Origin of the sequence: Acinetobacter sp. A47 (assembly GCF_000805455.1) — a bacterium.
Classification (GTDB): domain Bacteria; phylum Pseudomonadota; class Gammaproteobacteria; order Pseudomonadales; family Moraxellaceae; genus Acinetobacter.
In genome coordinates, this window is record NZ_JSUS01000064.1 from 208,504 (window position 1) to 226,871 (window position 18,368).

Below are 18,368 nucleotides of genomic sequence, written 5' to 3' on the forward strand. Positions count from 1 at the left end.
TAAAACTTGAAAAATGATTGTAGTACAGTGCCATACATTGTTCGAGCAGGTTGAGCAGGAATCGAGGGAAAAATTTGCTAGACTGTATGACGTTGAAGTCAGAATAAAATTTAAATGCTGCAAAATAAAATTCGAGGCGGTCTGTATGGCTTGTTGTTAGGAGATGCCGCTGGTGTACCTTATGAGTTTAATCTGCCGGAGTTACTGCCTGCATATCATCAGATAGATATGCTTCCTCCCCAGGGCTTTAGAAAAACTTACCCTGAGATTGCTGTCGGGACATGGTCAGATGACGGGGCACAGGCACTGTGTTTATTGGCTTCTTTATTGTATTGCGGTCGCTATGACGAATCGGACTTTGTAAACAGGTTATGTAACTGGTGGCAGTATGGTTATATGGCGGTTGACGATCAAGTCTTTGATGTGGGAGTACAGACGGCTCAGGCCCTGCGCCGATATATAGAAGGCACCGAGATTTCCCGAATGGCCAATCGGGACGAATATTCAAATGGCAATGGTGCATTGATGCGCACATTGCCCTTGGCGTTATGGCACAAGGGCAGTGATGAGCAATTGATTGAAGATGCCTATGCGCAGTCACATGTGACCCATGCCCATATCCGCTCAAAGATTTGTTCGGCTTTGTATTGCTTATGGGCAAGGTATCTGCTGGCTGGGACAGCGGTTAATGATGCCTGGCATCAAGCTATCCGGACATTGAGTTTGGTTTATCGCCATAGGCATGAGGAGCTGCGCGAGCTCGAAGACAATATTGCTCCCATTCCGGCACAGGTCACGGGCAGCGGTTATGTGGTAGATTGTTTACATTCGGCACGGTTTGCACTTCAGCAGCATAACTTTGTAGATGTGGTGAAGACTGCCATTGCTTTAGGCCGGGATACCGATACCACGGCTTGTGTTGCCGGTGGTCTGGCCGGGATCGTTTACGGTGATGAAGGATTGCCAAAAAACTGGCTGGACGTATTGAAAGGAAAGCAGATGGTTGAACCTTTGCTAAGGGACTTAATACTGTCTTCCGGACACAGGTAACTTAATGTGATCAAACAGGTAGAGCAAAGATGATAGCAGCTGAAACTCCTGCAAAACTGCTGGCGATGTGGCTCAAAGAACGGGTTGTCCAAAACCAGTCACAACATACCATTGCTGCGTATCAACGTGATCTAAGCGATTTTTTTAAATTTTGTGAACAAAAGCAGTTACAACTGCAAGATGTCGAAGCTTCAGATTTGAGAGAATATCTGGCTGCCCGTGTAGAACAGGATCAGTTGAGTTCCAGCAGCCTGCAACGCCACCTGACCTCCATTCGCCAGTTCATGAAATGGGCCGAGCAAGGGCAGTATCTGGCGCAAAATCCATCAGAAGACTTTAAGTTAAAACGCCAGCCCCGTCCGCTGCCCGGAATGGTAGATATCGAGACGGTACATCAAATTCTGGATCAGGCCGCCCCTGAAAAACCGCTTGAGCAGCAACTGTGGCTACGTGACAAAGCCATGCTGGAACTCTTATATTCAAGCGGTCTGCGTCTGGCTGAATTGCAGGGCTTAACCATCAAGGATCTTGATTTTAACCGGCAGTTATTACGCATTACCGGTAAAGGCAATAAAACCCGCATAGTCCCGTTTGGCAGCAAAGCCAAAGACAGTCTGCTCGAGTGGCTGAAAATCTACCGGATCTGGCAGGGCAGCTTTAATGCCGATTCGGCGGTTTTTATCTCGCAACGGGGCCATGCCTTGACGCCGCGTCAAATTGAAAACCGGGTCAAGCTACAGGCACAACGTGCGGGCGTCAACGTTGACCTGCACCCGCATTTATTACGTCACTGCTTTGCCAGCCATATGCTGTCTGCCAGTGGAGATTTACGTTCGGTACAGGAAATGCTGGGACATAGTAACCTGTCGACAACCCAGATCTATACCCATGTCGACTTTGAACAGCTGGCCAAAGTGTACGACCAGACCCACCCGCGTGCGCAGAAAAATTAATTCCGGATATATTATGTTGCAAAATTGAATGATTAATAAACGATGTTTTTTCACTTTGTTGGCTTGATTTGTCTAATTGATGTTCTTACTTAATTGCCAAGTTTTTCTGAATGTGAAAATCGCGAGAGAGGTACAGTAGGCGAGTAGTGATGGCATATGACCGCTGTAAAAACGAGAACCGTTTTAGATTGTTGAATTATATAAAATATTAAAAAAATCAAAGTCTAATATCTGTCATGTAAATAAGTGACGGTTATGCTGGACAGAACTATTTTCAATATGTGAACTGAGCGTTTCACCTTTTTTATGGCTGTAGCGGAAATTGTGACTTGACCGAAATGCCAAATACATTGCAAGATAGGGCACCTAAAAAGTTTCAATCGAAGAGTTAGAATACTCTTCATTACATTTACTTGCTTAGAACAGCCGAGGATTACATGAAGGCTCTTGTCGCTGTAAAACGTGTGGTTGATGCCAACGTTAAAGTTCGTGTTAAGCCGGACAATAGTGGGGTTGACCTTACCAACGTTAAGATGTCAATCAACCCATTCTGTGAAATCGCGGTGGAAGAAGCGGTTCGCTTAAAAGAAAAAGGAACAGTTTCTGAAATCGTTGTGGTTTCAGTGGGTGCTAAAGAAGCTCAGGAACAAATTCGTTCTGCAATGGCTTTGGGTGCTGACCGTGGTATTTTAGTTGAAACTGCTGATGAAGTTGGCGCTCTTGAAGTGGCTAAAATCCTCAAAGGCGTAGTAGATGCTGAAAAACCGGAACTTATTCTTCTTGGTAAACAGGCAATTGATGACGACTCTAACCAGGTAGGTCAGATGCTTGGTGCTTTACTGGGTGCAGGTCAAGGGACTTTCGCATCTGAAGTGAAAGTTGACGGCGGTAAAGTTCAGGTAACGCGTGAAATCGACGGCGGTTTACAGACTGTTGAGCTTGCACTTCCTGCAATCATCACCACTGACTTACGTTTGAACGAGCCACGTTATGCTGCTCTTCCAAACATCATGAAAGCGCGTAAAAAGCCACTTGATACCAAGACTCCTGCTGATTATGGCGTTGCGACAGGTACTAAGCTTAAAACAATCAAAGTTGAAGCTCCTGCAGAACGTAAAGCTGGCGTACAAGTGAAGTCTGTCGACGAGCTTGTTGAAAAATTGAAAAACGAAGCGAAAGTGATCTAATACAGAAGGATAAAATCATGAGTATTTTAGTTATCGCTGATCACAACAACCAGACACTTAACGGTGCAACTTTAAACGTTGTTGCGGCAGCACAAAAAATCGGTGGTGATATTACTGTATTGGTTGCTGGTTCTGGCGCTCAGGCAGTTGCTGACGCTGCTGCCAAAGTTGCTGGTGTAAGCAAGGTGTTACTTGCTGACAATGCTGCTTATGCAAACCAGCTGGCTGAAAACGTTGCTGGCCTGGTTGCAGATATCGCGAAAGGTGGTTACAAATACGTTCTGGCAGCTTCTACTACCACAGGTAAGAACATTCTTCCACGTGTTGCTGCGCTTCTTGACGTAAGCATGATCACCGACATCATTGCTGTTGAATCTGCAAATACTTTCAAGCGTCCGATCTATGCGGGTAACGCGATTGCAACGGTTCAGTCTGATGAAGCAATCATCATTGGTACCGTTCGTGGTACTGCATTTGATGCAGTAGCTGCTGAAGGCGGTTCTGCAGCGGTTGAAACTGTTGCTGAAGCGAAAGATGCGGGTATTTCCAAATTCGTTAACGAAGAAATCGTGAAGCTTGATCGTCCAGAGTTAACAGCTGCACGTATCGTTGTTTCTGGTGGTCGTGGTGTTGGTTCTGGTGAGAACTATCACAAAGTCCTTGATCCATTGGCTGACAAGCTTGGTGCTGCTCAAGGTGCTTCACGTGCGGCAGTTGATGCCGGCTTCGTACCAAACGATTTCCAGGTAGGTCAAACGGGTAAAATCGTTGCACCTGATCTTTACATGGCGATCGGTATCTCGGGTGCGATTCAGCACTTGGCAGGTATGAAAGATTCTAAAGTGATTGTTGCAATCAACAAAGATGAAGAAGCGCCAATCAACAGCGTTGCTGACTACTGGTTAGTGGGTGACTTGAACACTGTTGTGCCTGAATTGGTAAGCAAGCTGTAATTTACAGTCTGCTACTTATTCAAAACGCCCTTGTGCTATACATTGCACAAGGGCGTTTTTTATTGGGTTAATGATGAATATTGATTCTACCGCTGCGATAGAAGCACAGCATTTACATCACTCGCTGGTCAGCTTGGCACGTGCCGATCTGGCGCGTGATTACCTGTGTATCCGGGCGAAAAACCGGCATGGACTGTCAAATATTCAGGTGAATCAGTTGCACATGGGCATACTGTTGCATGGGCAGCAGCAAATAAAGCTGCATAAGCAGCAAATAAGTTTGAGTGCGGGCGATCTGTTTATGATCAAGCCCGATACTGTGGCCGATACCGTCAGTATTCCAGACCCGGCTACAGGTGAGTTTTTGTCGATTCTGGTACCGCTGTGTGAAGAGGTGATTCAGGCTGCCCAGATGATCTGGGCGAAACCGGTTACCGATAAAACTGCTACTATCCTCCGGTTTCCGATGGATGATTTTGCGCCGCATTTGCTGGGGTGGCAAGCGGCCCTGTTGGAGCAGGATCTGGTAAAAGCGCGTTTATGTATCGCGGCAATACTGGTGCAACTATGTCAGCAGCAGTGCTCGGATATCCTTATTGTGCCTCCTGTCAAACTCGCCAGACAGATTTATCAGTGGGTGCAGGAGCATCCACAATATCCATGGCAATCCAGTGAAATTGAAGCACGCCTGGGCTTAAGTAGTGCCACATTACGCCGTAAACTCAGTCTGGAACACACCAGTTTGAGGGAAATCATCACTCATGCACGTCTCGCCTATGCTTTGGAGTTGTTATATTCAAACAGGTTACCGCTGAAGACCATTGCTGCTAAATCCGGCTATCAATCGGTTGCGACATTTCGCGAGCGGTTTATGCAACGTTATCAGGTTGATCCGGGTGTTTTATCGCTGTATTAAGCTAAATTGAGCGATTCACGTCGATGTTTGAGCGATTTTGATCATCTGAAAGCGTTAGATTGAAAGCAGTCCAATATCGAGGTGATGCAGGTGAACTTGTTAAAACCCATCCTGATTGCGCTACTGTGCAGTGCGGCTACGCTACATGCGGAACCGCAACCACAGCTAAAGCAGGTCGCGGGATATTTTTTACAGCCGGTTGGTAATCTGAAAGTGACGGCGCTGTTTGATGGTGAGCTTGGCTTGCCTCGCAGTGATTTGCTGGGAATCTCGTCGGAAAAAGCCGGACGGTTATTTGCAGAAAACTTTGTGCCTGTCGACGAGCACAATCAGATCGTGACCGATTTTTCGGCTTATCTGGTGCAAACCCCGACCCAGAATATTTTGATTGATGCAGGTACGGCCCAATGTTTTGGCCCGAGCTTGGGTCATGTTCCGGAAAACCTGAAAAAGGCAGGGCTACAACCCGAGCAGATCGATACGATTTTAATTACCCATGCCCATCCTGACCATTTATGTGGCATTAGCCTGAACGGTGAAATGCTTTATCCGAATGCCAAGGTCTACCTGGCCAAAGCCGATGTGGATTACTGGACGTCTGCCCAGAATGAGGCAAAGGCGGATGATTTCTTCAAACCATTATTTAAGATGACCCGTGATGCATTAAAACCCTATCAGCAGGCAGGGCGGCTGGTTGCCTTTAGCAAAACTTCCTTTCATGTGCCAAATGTACAACTGATCGCTACACAGGGTCATACGGCAGGCCATTCCTCTTATCTGGTAGATGGACAAAATGGACAGAAGTTTTTGGGACTGGGGGATGTGGTGCACTATGCTGCAGTGCAATTTTCCTATCCGGAAGCCAGTTATAAACCGGATACCGATTCCCATCGTGCCATTGCGGTACGTAAAGATATCTTTGAGCAGGCCTATCAAGCACAGTGGTGGGTGGGGGCCGCGCATGTTGCTTTTCCCGGAATTGGCCATATCGGCAAGAATGCACAGGGCTATCAGTGGATACCTGCACAATATCGCCCCAACACTGAATGACAGAGGCCTGTTTAAGGAAAAAAAGAGGCGCATGTTTTTTCTGGAGGAAGTGCTACTTGCAAGTCTTTGCTTCTGATTCGCAATTCAAAACGTGCTGCAACACAGCGTTACCTGTATGGAACGCTGTTTTTATAATTTAATTTATTGATTTTTATTAGCTTCATATAAAAACCGGCTTATGGTTAATTCCAATCAGTGTAAAAGTGTACTCGTCAGTACACTTTTGTTAGACTTTTATTTTCGCTGGTTTTTTTTGTTGAATAATGAAGTTTGATTTTCGTTTAAATGGCGCGGTAGTCGCCTTATTCTCCCTTTTATCTCTCACTGTTGTTCTGGCTATTACGCAAAGTGCTGTTCTGCTGACATGGAATGTCCATGTTGTGGAAGCCTTTCAGGCAATTTTATTATTTATATGCGTTCCGTTTACCTGGTTTTATGTCAGGCCCGATACTTTAACCGAACAGAAGAAATGGTTCTGGTTGTGGGCCATGGCATGGTGGTTGATGTTCTTTGGGCGAAGTATCAGTTGGGGCCGTGATTTTTTTCCTGAAGTGCCGCATTTTTATTATCGGATCATTTCAATTTTTGTGATTGCACCGGTGGTTCTGATGCTGTTTTCTCCTCATTTAAGGGCTGAAATCGAGCATAAGTGGAAACAGGTCAGGTTGCCGTTCTGGTATTTGCTGATTGCCGTTTTGTCGCTGTTTTTCGCCGATAGTGTCGAGCATCATCGTTTTATAGATACCTGGTTATATGGTTATGCTGCAAATCAGGATATCGTGGAAGAGTTATATGAAAACCCCTTTATCCTTGCGCTATTCTGTGCTGCTTTTTATTTTATGCGGCAGGATCGGGTGACTCAGCAAGATAAGCTTATGCTGGCTATGGAGGCAGAGTTTTCTCCCAAGCCCTACCAGTCAAAATAGAGACTTTTTAAACGGATTGGCTGGAGAGGGAAGCGATATGGAATTGTGCTGGATCAGCTACTTTTGCAACAGGGTTTGCTGTTTTTTTATCCAAAGTCGTTAGTAAAGTATTTTGATCGGCGCTTTTCTGTTTTTAATAATTTTAAGTCATTCATTTATATATTCTTTTTATTGTAAAAAAATGCTATTTTTGCAGGCTTAAACTTACCGCTATTTCCTCCTTTATGCTATAATTTTCCGCTGTATTTTTTATTTTTAGTTCAAGTTTCTGAGCTGAATATTTGCAAGTTTTAAGACATAAAAACAGGTACAACTCTCTACCTGTAAACAAGGAGTATGCATGAGCGTATCGGAAATCAGACCGATTGCCATTGAGGACGAACTCAAGCATTCATATCTAGATTACGCAATGAGCGTAATTGTATCTCGTGCATTGCCAGATGTGAGAGACGGTCTAAAACCTGTGCACCGTCGCGTATTGTATGCGATGCACGAATTGGGCAATGATTATAACAAAGCATACAAAAAGTCTGCTCGTGTTGTCGGTGACGTGATCGGTAAATATCACCCGCATGGTGATAGCGCGGTATATGAAACAATCGTCCGTATGGCGCAGGACTTTAGCTTGCGCTACATGCTGGTGGATGGTCAGGGTAACTTCGGTTCGGTCGATGGGGATAGCGCCGCTGCAATGCGTTATACCGAAGTTCGTATGCAAAAGCTCACCCATGAAATTTTGGCCGATCTGGAAAAGGATACGGTAGACTGGGAAGACAACTACGACGGTTCCGAGCGTATTCCCCAGGTGATGCCAACGCGTATTCCAAACCTGCTGATCAATGGTACCACGGGTATTGCGGTCGGTATGGCGACCAATATGGCACCACACAACATGACCGAAGTGATTCATGCCTGTCTGGCCTATGCCAATAACCCGAATATCTCTGTAGAAGGGTTGATGGAGCACATTACCGGCCCAGATTTCCCTACAGGCGGTATTATTTATGGTAAATCAGGTATTGTAGATGCTTACCGTACCGGTAAAGGCCGCTTGCATATTCGTGGTAAATATCATTTTGAAGAAGACCAGAAAACAGGTCGTACCACCATCGTCTTTACCGAGATTCCTTATCAGGTCAACAAGGCGAAAACCATTGAGCGTATTGCCGAGCTAGTCAAGGAAAAGAAACTGGAAGGCATTTCCGAGCTTCGTGACGAGTCCGATAAAGAAGGGATGCGTATCGCGATTGACTTGAAGCGTGGTGAAAATGCAGAGGTGGCAGTCAATAACCTGTTCTTGCACACCCAGCTGCAAAACTCGTTCAGTATTAACATGGTCTGCCTTGATAACGGCCAGCCGAAGTTAATGAACCTGAAAGATATTATCGCGGCATTTATCCGTCACCGTCAGGAAGTGGTGACTCGCCGTACCATGTTCGAATTGCGTAAGGCGCGTGAACGTGGCCATATCTTGGAAGGTTTGACCGTTGCCTTGGCCAATATCGATGCAATTATTGAAACCATCAAGACCTCTGCCAACCCGGCTGAAGCGCGTGAGCGTTTACAGGCAGGTGAGTGGGCCGGCGGTGGAGTGGTTGCCTTGCTGGAAAAAGCAGGTGCGATCTCTGTTCGTCCAGACGAGATTGAAGGTGAAGATCCGGCACGTCCGTTTGGCTTGTCAGGTGATATCTATCGCTTGTCACCTACCCAGGTGGCTGCGATTCTGGAATTACGCTTACACCGTCTAACCGGTCTGGAACAAGACAAGTTACACGCTGAATATTCCGAAATTCTGGCCCAGATTGCCGAATTAACCGCTATTCTGAACGATTTCAACTTATTGATGAATGTCATTCGTGAAGAACTTGCATTGATCTTGCAGCAATATGGTGATGCACGCCGTACCGAAATCGTCGAGTCGGGTGTCGACTTCTGCCGTGAAGACCTGATCCCTGAAGAGCAGGTGGTATTGACAGTTTCACAAACCGGTTATGCGAAAACCCAGCCATTGTCTGATTATCAGGCACAACGCCGTGGTGGTCGTGGCAAGTCTGCAACCGCGATGAAAGATGATGACATCATCCAGCATCTGATTGTGGCATCTAACCATGCAACCGTGTTGTGCTTCACCAATGTCGGTAAGGTTTACCGCTTGCGTGTGTTTGAAGTTCCGCAAGCCTCGCGTGGTGCCAAAGGCCGCCCAATCATCAATTTACTTCCGCTGGAAGCGAATGAAACAGTAACAGCGATCTTGCCGCTGACCGAGTTCCCTGAAAACCATTATGTGTTTATGGCGACTGCATCCGGTACGGTAAAACGTGTTGAGCTCGAGCAATTCAGTAATGTCCGTTCAAACGGTTTACGTGCCATTGAACTGAATGAAGAAGATACCCTGATCGGTGTGGCGATTACCGATGGTAACCAGCAGATCATGTTGTTCTCGAATGAAGGTAAGGCGATCCGTTTTGCTGAAACCGATGTGCGTGCCATGGGCCGTACTGCCAAAGGTGTGCGTGGTATGCGCGTCAGCTTTGCCAGCAACAGTATCGAGGCGGAAGACGCCGAGGTCGAAAATGATGATGGCGATGACCATGACGATTCATCAGATTCAAATGTCATCAGCCGTATTGTTTCACTTGTGGTTGTGCCTGAGACTGGTGAAGTGTTGTGTGCATGTGCCAACGGTTATGGTAAACGTACTCCGGTGGATGACTTCCCGACCAAGAAGCGTGGCGGTAAAGGTGTGATTGCCATCAAGACCAGCGAACGTAATGGTGAGCTTGTCGGCGCGGTATCGATTGATGAAACCAAGGAACTGATGCTGATTTCTGACGGCGGCACCTTGGTACGTACCCGTGCTGCTGAAGTGGCAACAACGGGCCGTAATGCGCAAGGTGTCCGTTTGATCCGTTTAAGCGATGCTGAAACCTTGGTGGGCGTGGTTTCGATTGAAGCTGTAGAAGATGACGAAGAGTTAGAAGCTATGGATGAAGTTGAAAATACCGAAACTGAAGCAGTGACTGCTGATGACGTAATCGTTGAACCAAAAGATGATGCGCCTGAAGCGTAATTATTGAGGTGATAAAAAAGGAAGCTGTTTAGCTTCCTTTTTTTATGGCGGGCATAATGACTAAACGGTAATAAGAAACCGCCAGTAACACTGCACCGACAGTGGCCAGATAAATCAGTTTTGGCACCACGATTGAGGTGGGTACGCCCATCTGGTTAAGCTGGACAAACATCTGAACCCCATGAGTTGAAGGAAAAATCCAGGCCAGCGCTTGCATCCAGTGGGGCATGGCTTCATGCGGCCAGGCTGTTCCTGTCAGCAAGAATAACGGCACTGAGGTGACCACAATCAAGTGTCCAACCCGTTCCGGCATATCGACCAGTGAACCGAGCAGCATGCCGAGGCCAATGACACAGCTGACATAGACCGGTACAGCCAGAAGCATGCCCCAGAAGTTACCACCATGTGGAAATTCATACAGCCAGAAAGTAAAGCCAAACAGATACAGGCAGCTTAAACAGCCTGTGGTAAAAATTGCAGCAAAGGTGGCCCAGAATTCAACCGGTTTGGCTGCCCAGCCTTGTTCACGATAACTGGCAATCAGCATGGCGAGGCCAAGCACAATGGTCTGGTGGATGATCAGGCTGGCGACCGCCGGAAAGATATAACTGCCATAACCTGACAGGGTATTAAATAACGGAATCTGATGAATCGACAGCTCGGGTTCGAAAGAGGAGGCATTGCCGAATTTTTCTAAATGCTCTTTCAGGGTATATTCGATTGAACCGGCTAAGCCAACGCCGACTTCTTTGGTCCGAATAAAATACGCTGTACTCAGATATAGGCCAATTCCTCCCATTTCCCCGCGTTTCAAGCTGTTGCTGAGATTTTCAGGCAGCAACAGGATGCCTTCTGCCTTCTGGTTTTGCACCATGCGTTGCGCTTCCAGAAAGTTATCTGTGACAGTCGTGATCTTGATATGCGGGCTATTCGACGTTTGGCTAATGATTTTTGAGGTCAGTATGCTCTGTTCTTCATCCACAATCACAATCGGAATATCTTCGGCCGTTTGCGCTTTATAGGCGGTTGGGTAGAAGAAGCTATACAACAGTGTTGCTGCAATCAGGGTTGTAAATACCGAATTGTTGGCAAAAATATTTTTAAAGGTCTGCAGGTAGTAACCGAAAAATGACTTCATGCGCTCAGCTCCTGAGTATTTTTCTTCAACAGACGGATGCTTAAAGCAAAGAACAGGCCTGCAAAGATGACTAAAATCGCAAAAGGAACCATTGAGACATAGAGGTCACTGCCAATGATCCACTGCTCGGTTTGCAGTTTGGCATAAGGGGTATAAGGGATAATCATCGACCAGAACTGGGTAAAGGCAGGCGCATTATTCAGGGGCAGGGTGATTCCTGAGAAGCTTGGTGAAGACCCGCCGTATAGTGCAATAAAACCAAAGGTTTTAGGCAGGTTCCGGGTGGCAAGTACCACGGTGCTGCTGATCACGGAATAGGAAAAATACAGTAAAAATTGCGCCACCAGGATCAGCGTGAGTGAACCTGCAATAAAGTAACCGCGAATCTCTGCCAGCCAGAACATCCAGCACCAGGTCCAGGCACAAAAGATCAGGACATAGAGCAGGATTTTACCAAGCAGACTGGACATGACCTTTTGCGGCTTCACCCATTCACCTACGGTTTTGCGCTTGAATTCTTGTCCTATGGCAAAGGCCACACAGCAACATAGCAACAGATGCAGCACAGCCGGTACCATAAATGGCTCAAGAAATAACTCATAACTCATACTTGGATTGTACAAGGTGGAAATCTTGATATGCGGGGTGGGCATGTCCAGATAGGGAATGGTATTGGACAGATAGCTTTGCCCCATATATTCCGCCATGCCATTTAAGGTACTGATGAGCATGGCCGAAGAGATGGTATTGCCGATACTAAAAAAAGACTGGTTATAGGCGATACTGATCTGTGCATCCTGGGCTTTGACCAGACGTTGTTCAGCCCCGTCGGGAATCATGACAAATCCCCAGGCTTCGGTTTTATTGATCAGGCGTTCGGCTTCGTCCTGACTGGAGGTAATCGTCTTTATATGCAGGGTATGGTTTAAACTCAAGGCGCGTATGACCTTGCGGCTCATTTCACTCTGGTCCTGGTCAATCACCACAATCGGCAAATGTTCGGCCTTACCTGCCGAGAACATACTGCCAAACAGCAAGATCACCAGCAAAGGGGCAATGACCGCCATAAACAGATCGACTTTATGGCGTTTCAGATAGCGCAACTCCCGAAGCATGGTCGCAAACATCGGTTATTTTGCCTCTTCGATTTTGAACAATACGCTCATGCCTACTTTTAAGTCAGGAATGCTTTGCTCAGGCACCAGATGGAACTTAAAGCTGCGAATATCATATCCACCGGTTTGGCGAGTGGTCTTGATGGTCGCAAATTCACCTTCTGCATCAATATTTTTAACCTTGAAGGTCACTTTCCGGTTCAGGGCAGGAATAAAGCCTTCCAGGGTCTTGCTTTTATAGACCGAGCTATACATATCTTCACGTACGTTCAGGCTGACCCACAAATCATGGTCTTCAATGATGCTGACCACAGGTACACCGGTTGCAACCAGTTCGCTTGGTTTGCCGTAAGTTTTCGATACTGTTCCGTCTGTAGGGGAGTACAGCTTGGTTTCTGCGGTCAGGGCATTGGCCTCTTTGACTGCGGCTTGTGCCATCGCTACCTGTGCATCAGCTGTGGATTTCTGTTGTTCGGTACTGCCACGTTTGGCGCGTGCATATTGCTGGTAAGAGGCTTCGGCAGTTTCACGGGCAGAAATCTGCGCTGCCCGCATTTCATCACGGCGTTGACGGGAAATCACGCCTTGCTGATATAAGGTTTCACCACGTTTATAGGTGGTTGCTGCCAGCTCGGCCTGCGTTTTCATGGCTTGCCAGTTGGCATATAGCGTCTCGATATTTTCCTGTTGGGCACCACGATATACCGTAGAGTGGAATGCAGTCGCACTTTGTAAGGCGGCCTGTGCCTGTTCTTTTTTGGCCTCAAGTTCAGGGCTGACAAAACGGATTAGTGCCTGACCTTTCTTGACCGGCTGGCCTTCAGAGACATAAAACTCTTCAATACGACTAGGCACTTTGGTACTGATATGTACGGTTTCTGACTCCACCCGGCCTTGCAGCTCAATGGCTTGAGGCTGATAGGCTTTCCACAAGCCAAAAGCGATCAAACCTAAAAGCAGAATCAATACGATCAGGCCGATGATTTTTGCCTTGCCTTTTTTAGCGGGCCCGTTCGGTGACGGTTGTGTAGGTGAGTCTGATGTCTCGGGTTGTGGCTGTACGACCTTATCGGCAGACGCTGCTTGCGCTTGGGCAGTTTCAGAAGCCTGAGTTGCAGCGGTGTTTGCCGCCTGATCTTTATCGCGTTCTGAATTGGATGATGATTGATCTTGGCTCATAAAATTCTCCAATTAACGGATATAGTCAGTGCGGGGTTGATTGACGTACAGCTTGAACTCATCAATCGAGCCATAGCTTTGTAACAGCGTTGCTAAAGATAAAATGTATTTATATGAATTAAGCGCCATTTCACTTCTTAAGGCACTCAGTGCATTTTGTGCATCAATTACCTGTGTCGCCGTGCCCATGCCTTCCTTAAATGAAAGCTGCTGGATACGTAAATTTTCTTGCGCTGCCTTGGTGTTCTGGACTAATAACTGATGGCTGGTCTGGGATGAGCTTAATTCACTATAAGATTTGTACAAGACATTTTCGACTTCCTGCTTGGTGCGTTCAGTCATCAGTTCGGCTGCATATTTTTTCAGCTCGGCAGCGCGGATATTTTTATTGTTATCGATACCGGAAAACAGGTTGTATTTTGCCATGACGCCGACAATCCAGTTTTCCTTGCTATCTAGCCCATATTCACCAAAAGCAAAAACACTGGGTTTTTTTGCAGATTGCTGAACCTTGATATTTTCATTGGCAAGCTGGGTATCCATTTGCAACTTTTTAATCAGACTGGAATTCTGGTCGTAGCTGGCCAGCATTTTATCCAGAGAATGGTTCTGTGCATTATTCACAAACAGGGGGGTGGTAAGATTTAGACTTTCTTTGGTTTTGAGCAGGTTTTGCAGGCTAAACAGGCTGGCTTGCAAATTTGATTGTGCATTTTGATAGCTACGTTCTGCATTGTTGCGCGCGACTTCAAATTGCATACGCTGGCCTTTATTAATAAAGCCTTGCCGTTCTAATTTAAGCGCATTGTCATAATGTTCTTGCATCGCATTCAAATTAAATTTGCTGGCATTGAGTAATTGTTGTTGTAACTGTACATTAAAATACGACTGGATCATCTCAAAGCGTTGCGAGTCTTGTTGTTGTTTTTCGCTAATGTTTGAGCGTTGTGCCTGAATGCTGGCAATCTGTTTGGCGCTGCTAATTTTACCGCCCGTGTAGAGCGGCATCACCATTGAAACTGAAGTACGGACATCGTGGTCTTTGACCGTAACATCCAGATTATTGGGAACCTTGTTGAGTCCTTCATTGACGGTCTGGTCAAAACCCTGTCCTACCTGGTCAATGACTTCCGGAGGCAAGACATTTTCCCATTGCGATAACTTGTCATCAAAACCCCGGGTCAGCGAGTTTTCGAGGCGACGTTTGCTCGACTCTAAAGGCACACTGGTTTCACTATGAAATGAATAGGCGCGGGCATTTAAATCAATCCGGGGAAGCCCCAGATTTTTAACGGCCTCCATCTCCAGTTGTGATGCCTGTTGCAAGGCCTGCTGGGCCTGGGAGGCGTAGGCATTTTCAACAACATATTGTTCAGCTTCGCTATAACTGAAGGTTTGTGCCAATAACGAGGGCGAAAACAGAGAACAACTGATTAAGCTGATACTTAAACTTAACAGTTTGGGAAATCGCCGGACCTTGAAACCCGGTCGCTCATGTCGTTTCAACATTATGGTGTGTCGCAATTTAATAATATCCTGCGTTAGTCTAAATTCTTTTTATAAAATTAAAATATTATGTTTTTAATTAAATAGTTATATCGCAAGGATTGGTGTAGTGAATTTGTAAAAAGTAGAGTTTTTAATCTAGGTTAAACCGCTGAAAAGCGGTATTTCCTGCCCTATATAGCTGCGCTGAAGAATCTGGCCTAAAATGGTATTCAGCATCCAACCCGATTGAAAAACGAGTACTTTTTTTAAAGTCAAATTGAAATATTTACTGCATAAGCTGCTGCAAGCTTGGCCAATCTATGATTAAATTCCCATTCCAATCTGTTCCACGTTAACAAGGGAAAACTCATGCGTGCTTATAATTTCTGCGCTGGTCCTGCTGCATTACCTACTGCCGTTTTAGAAAAAGCTCAACAGGAATTGTTGAATTGGCAGGGCAAAGGTCTGTCGATCATGGAAATGAGTCATCGTAGCAAGGATTATGTTGCTGTGGCTGAGAAGGCTGAAGCCGACTTGCGTAAGCTCATGAATATTCCTGAAAACTATAAGGTCCTGTTTTTACAGGGGGGTGCATCCTTACAGTTCTCGGCAATTCCCCTCAACCTGTTAGGTAAAAATAACAAGGCAGACTATATCCATACCGGGATCTGGTCTGAAAAAGCGCTGAAAGAAGCAAAACGCTATGGCGACATTAATATCGTTGAAGCGGGTACGCTCATTGAAGGTAAACATGCCATTACCGAACAAGGCAGCTGGAACCTTTCCAAGGATGCAGCCTATGTACATTATGCCGATAATGAAACCATTGGCGGTTTACAGTTTGCAAGTGTTCCCGACGTAACTGCGCCACTGGTCTGTGATTATTCATCAAGTATCCTGTCTGCGCCGTTAGACGTCAGCAAGTTTGGTTTGATTTATGCGGGCGCGCAAAAGAATATCGGCCCGGCAGGCCTGACCATTGTCATTATCCGTGATGATTTGCTTGATCAGGCCAAGCCTGAAATTCCAAGTATCTTGAAGTATGCAGATCAGGCCAAGAATGGTTCAATGGTGAATACCCCGGCAACCTATGCATGGTATCTGTCAGGTCTGGTATTTGAGTGGTTACTTGAACAGGGCGGGGTAGATGCAATCTACAAGGTCAACCAGGAAAAAGCCAAATTGCTCTATGGTTATATCGATTCGAGTGATTTTTATAATAACCCGATTGCTGTCGGCAACCGTTCAATGATGAATGTGCCATTTACCCTGGCCAATGAGGCGCTGGAAAAGACATTCTTGCAAGAAGCTGAACAGCATCACTTGTTGAATCTGGCAGGCCATCGTTCGGTGGGCGGCATGCGTGCAAGTATCTATAATGCTGTTCCGCTAGAAGGGGTACAGGCCCTGGTCAGCTTTATGGATGAGTTTGCAAAACGTCATGGTTAAATAAAGTCCGGTTAAAATAAAAGCCCTCCAATGTGAGGGCTTTTATATGTAAATCGGTTTGGGGCCAAAAATTAGAAAAATCCAATTTGATGAAAAATTAGTGCTGCTAAGAACATACCCAGTAAAAAAAAGCAAAATGCACCAACATCAAGTTTAAGACCTTGATCACTCGAATGAATCAGACTGGTGGTCGTTTGTTCTGGTATAATTTTCATTAGAACGCCTAAAAATGCCATTTATGTGATTTTTTGTCACTCATGAGCAGTTTTAGCATAAATATTGGCCTGAATCCATAGGTTCCCACGAATATATTGGCCAATGTTAAAGTTTTTATACAATTCGTTTTTAGTCGCGATTCGGATCAGGATTGCCGGTAAATTATCTTCTAAAACCAGAGTGACATCATAAAGGGTATATTCATCCTGCATAAACTGCATGGAGGTTTTACCCACGATATTTCCCTGAAACCATGCTTCATCTTCCTGACCTAAAGTTTCTCCGAATAAATAGGCCACCATTTTAGAAAAGTCGACAGTAACAGGTTCTTGATCTTCTGGCGTTTTTGGTTGCCAGTCATTAATCAGTTCCTGTAAGTTTTCCGGGGCAATGCCATTATGTTCAGCCAGAATGGCATTTAATGCGCGATGGTGCTTAATCGAAGCCGGGTCATCGACAATGATTTTCTCATCTTCAGAAACAGTTTCCAGTTCATATGCCCAGGCATTAAATTGAACCTGATAGGTCTGGTTTTTGTCATATTGACAGTTATTTACGCTAAACAGATTATCAAAGGCATAAATGGTGGTGTCTTTATTTAAATTCAAACGTAATACAGCCTGAGTGGCAGAGTCACAGGTAATAATCCGTTCAATTTTGGCATCATATTTATACGGGCTTTCAAAACTTGGGAAGGCCGTTTTTAATGCACGCGGTTTTTGGTTTTCCACCGCAATAATCTGGTTAATCGCCACCGATTCACCACTTGGGCCCTGAATCAACCAGAATGATTGATCCATCTCATGTTCATCTTCACACAGCCCCATTGGCATGACAGGTGCATCAAGGGCCAGTCCTAACCATTTGGGAACATCTGTTTCAGGTGTATCCGTCAATAAATTCCAATGCTCGGCATGATTACCGAAATTTTGATCTTGAATTTTAATGATTTCTGGACTGTTTTGATTTTTCATAAAGCGGGATGCTAAAAAGATTGAACTTGTTCTATTAAATCGAGGGTAACTGCGATATTTCAAGTCCGGATATGTAATTCTATCAAAATTATTTTATTTTTTAACCTAAATATCAAGGTACTAGTCTCTTTGAGAGCAATGGAAAAACTGCAGCTGCGGGTTGCGCCGAAGTTCACTCTACTTTTCCAGTAATCTGCTACACTATGCTTTTATCCTCAAGAGCTTTCCTCAACGTGCTGCCATTTAAATTGTGGGTAGATGCTGATGCTTTACCCAAGATTTTACGTGAAGTGATTTTGCGTGCCTCGGACCGTTATCAACTTGAAGTGACCTTCGTTGCCAATCAGAATGTCGGCATTACTCCTTCATTGCGGATTAAATCCATTCAGGTCATGAGTGGGGCAGACCAGGCAGACAAGGAGATCGTGGAGCGTATGCAGGAAAATGACATTGTCATTACACAAGACATTCCGCTAGCCGCTCAAGTGATTGAAAAAGGTGGTATCGCCATTCATCCACGTGGGGAGATTTATACCACTGCCAATGTAAAGGCGCGTTTACATCTGCGTGACTTTATGGACACTTTACGCGGGGCCGGGGTACAAACAGGCGGGCCACCCCCAATCTCGGAACGTGATAAACGCGAGTTTTCCAGTGCGCTGGATCAGACCATTTTAAAACAAAAACGTAAAACTGCCTCTTGA

15 protein-coding genes are annotated in these 18,368 nt (G+C 45.6%); 10 read left to right on the forward strand and 5 right to left on the reverse strand.

Annotated features, from left to right (window positions below; translation table 11 throughout):
* Positions 1-117: 117 nt before the first annotated feature.
* The 8 genes from OC23_RS13145 (at position 118) to gyrA (ending at position 10,105) form a co-directional block, all read left to right on the forward strand.
* Complete coding sequence (locus tag OC23_RS13145) at positions 118-1,050, forward strand: ADP-ribosylglycohydrolase family protein (protein ID WP_038345610.1); 933 nt, start codon at positions 118-120, stop codon at positions 1,048-1,050.
* A 65-nt stretch (positions 1,051-1,115) separates the two neighbouring features.
* Complete coding sequence (gene xerA / locus OC23_RS13150; protein WP_161792295.1) at positions 1,116-2,003, forward strand: site-specific tyrosine recombinase/integron integrase; 888 nt, start codon at positions 1,116-1,118, stop codon at positions 2,001-2,003.
* Between the two features lie 437 nt (positions 2,004-2,440).
* A complete protein-coding gene (locus tag OC23_RS13155) occupies positions 2,441-3,190 on the forward strand; it encodes an electron transfer flavoprotein subunit beta/FixA family protein (protein WP_038345324.1) in 750 nt (249 codons plus the stop codon).
* Positions 3,191-3,207: 17 nt separating this feature from the next.
* Positions 3,208-4,143, forward strand: a complete 936-nt coding sequence (locus tag OC23_RS13160; RefSeq protein WP_038345325.1) for an FAD-binding protein — start codon at positions 3,208-3,210, stop codon at positions 4,141-4,143.
* Positions 4,144-4,216: 73 nt separating this feature from the next.
* Positions 4,217-5,059 (forward strand): helix-turn-helix domain-containing protein, encoded by an 843-nt coding sequence (locus tag OC23_RS13165; RefSeq protein ID WP_038345327.1) that lies wholly within the window; start codon positions 4,217-4,219, stop codon positions 5,057-5,059.
* 84 nt (positions 5,060-5,143) lie between these two features.
* Positions 5,144-6,109, forward strand: coding sequence for an MBL fold metallo-hydrolase (locus OC23_RS13170; protein ID WP_038345328.1), 966 nt, complete (start codon positions 5,144-5,146; stop codon positions 6,107-6,109).
* 263 nt (positions 6,110-6,372) lie between these two features.
* On the forward strand, positions 6,373-7,035 hold the full coding sequence (locus OC23_RS13175) for a hypothetical protein (protein ID WP_038345330.1): 663 nt from the start codon (positions 6,373-6,375) through the stop codon (positions 7,033-7,035).
* Between the two features lie 340 nt (positions 7,036-7,375).
* The gene (gene gyrA / locus OC23_RS13180; RefSeq protein ID WP_038345332.1) at positions 7,376-10,105 is read left to right on the forward strand and encodes a DNA gyrase subunit A; all 2,730 of its coding nucleotides are present in this window, start codon (positions 7,376-7,378) and stop codon (positions 10,103-10,105) included.
* 28 nt (positions 10,106-10,133) lie between these two features.
* Here gyrA and OC23_RS13185 read toward each other — a convergent pair whose 3' ends face one another.
* From OC23_RS13185 to OC23_RS13200, 4 genes are read right to left on the reverse strand one after another with little or no spacing between them, the layout of a single operon-like run.
* Positions 10,134-11,243 (reverse strand): ABC transporter permease, encoded by a 1,110-nt coding sequence (locus tag OC23_RS13185; RefSeq protein ID WP_038345333.1) that lies wholly within the window; start codon positions 11,241-11,243, stop codon positions 10,134-10,136.
* The gene (locus tag OC23_RS13190) at positions 11,240-12,370 is read right to left on the reverse strand and encodes an ABC transporter permease (RefSeq protein WP_038345334.1); all 1,131 of its coding nucleotides are present in this window, start codon (positions 12,368-12,370) and stop codon (positions 11,240-11,242) included. The genes OC23_RS13185 and OC23_RS13190 overlap by 4 nt, the downstream gene beginning before the upstream one ends.
* 3 nt (positions 12,371-12,373) lie before the next feature.
* Complete coding sequence (locus OC23_RS13195) at positions 12,374-13,537, reverse strand: HlyD family secretion protein (RefSeq protein ID WP_038345335.1); 1,164 nt, start codon at positions 13,535-13,537, stop codon at positions 12,374-12,376.
* A 12-nt stretch (positions 13,538-13,549) separates the two neighbouring features.
* The gene (locus tag OC23_RS13200) at positions 13,550-15,046 is read right to left on the reverse strand and encodes a TolC family protein (RefSeq protein WP_038345336.1); all 1,497 of its coding nucleotides are present in this window, start codon (positions 15,044-15,046) and stop codon (positions 13,550-13,552) included.
* A gap of 348 nt (positions 15,047-15,394) precedes the next feature.
* Here OC23_RS13200 and serC point away from each other — a divergent pair, with 348 nt between their 5' ends.
* Positions 15,395-16,474, forward strand: coding sequence for a 3-phosphoserine/phosphohydroxythreonine transaminase (gene serC / locus OC23_RS13205; RefSeq protein WP_038345337.1), 1,080 nt, complete (start codon positions 15,395-15,397; stop codon positions 16,472-16,474).
* A 251-nt stretch (positions 16,475-16,725) separates the two neighbouring features.
* Here serC and OC23_RS13210 read toward each other — a convergent pair whose 3' ends face one another.
* Positions 16,726-17,664 (reverse strand): hypothetical protein, encoded by a 939-nt coding sequence (locus OC23_RS13210; RefSeq protein ID WP_038345338.1) that lies wholly within the window; start codon positions 17,662-17,664, stop codon positions 16,726-16,728.
* Between the two features lie 203 nt (positions 17,665-17,867).
* Between OC23_RS13210 and OC23_RS13215 the strand changes: the two genes are divergently transcribed.
* A complete protein-coding gene (locus tag OC23_RS13215; protein WP_171194794.1) occupies positions 17,868-18,368 on the forward strand; it encodes a YaiI/YqxD family protein in 501 nt (166 codons plus the stop codon).

Excerpts from the sequence above, each read along its gene's own strand:
- OC23_RS13165 (WP_038345327.1), top strand. The coding sequence starts at position 4,217 with ATGAATATTGATTCTACCGCTGCGATAGAAGCACAGCATTTACATCAC.
- OC23_RS13195 (WP_038345335.1), bottom strand. The coding sequence starts at position 13,537 with ATGAGCCAAGATCAATCATCATCCAATTCAGAACGCGATAAAGATCAG.
- OC23_RS13155 (WP_038345324.1), top strand. The coding sequence starts at position 2,441 with ATGAAGGCTCTTGTCGCTGTAAAACGTGTGGTTGATGCCAACGTTAAA.
- gyrA (WP_038345332.1), top strand. The coding sequence starts at position 7,376 with ATGAGCGTATCGGAAATCAGACCGATTGCCATTGAGGACGAACTCAAG.
- OC23_RS13170 (WP_038345328.1), top strand. The coding sequence starts at position 5,144 with ATGCAGGTGAACTTGTTAAAACCCATCCTGATTGCGCTACTGTGCAGT.
- OC23_RS13200 (WP_038345336.1), bottom strand. The coding sequence starts at position 15,046 with ATGTTGAAACGACATGAGCGACCGGGTTTCAAGGTCCGGCGATTTCCC.
- OC23_RS13160 (WP_038345325.1), top strand. The coding sequence starts at position 3,208 with ATGAGTATTTTAGTTATCGCTGATCACAACAACCAGACACTTAACGGT.
- xerA (WP_161792295.1), top strand. The coding sequence starts at position 1,116 with ATGTGGCTCAAAGAACGGGTTGTCCAAAACCAGTCACAACATACCATT.
- serC (WP_038345337.1), top strand. The coding sequence starts at position 15,395 with ATGCGTGCTTATAATTTCTGCGCTGGTCCTGCTGCATTACCTACTGCC.
- OC23_RS13185 (WP_038345333.1), bottom strand. The coding sequence starts at position 11,243 with ATGAAGTCATTTTTCGGTTACTACCTGCAGACCTTTAAAAATATTTTT.
- OC23_RS13175 (WP_038345330.1), top strand. The coding sequence starts at position 6,373 with ATGAAGTTTGATTTTCGTTTAAATGGCGCGGTAGTCGCCTTATTCTCC.
- OC23_RS13190 (WP_038345334.1), bottom strand. The coding sequence starts at position 12,370 with ATGTTTGCGACCATGCTTCGGGAGTTGCGCTATCTGAAACGCCATAAA.
- OC23_RS13210 (WP_038345338.1), bottom strand. The coding sequence starts at position 17,664 with ATGAAAAATCAAAACAGTCCAGAAATCATTAAAATTCAAGATCAAAAT.
- OC23_RS13215 (WP_171194794.1), top strand. The coding sequence starts at position 17,868 with ATGCTTTTATCCTCAAGAGCTTTCCTCAACGTGCTGCCATTTAAATTG.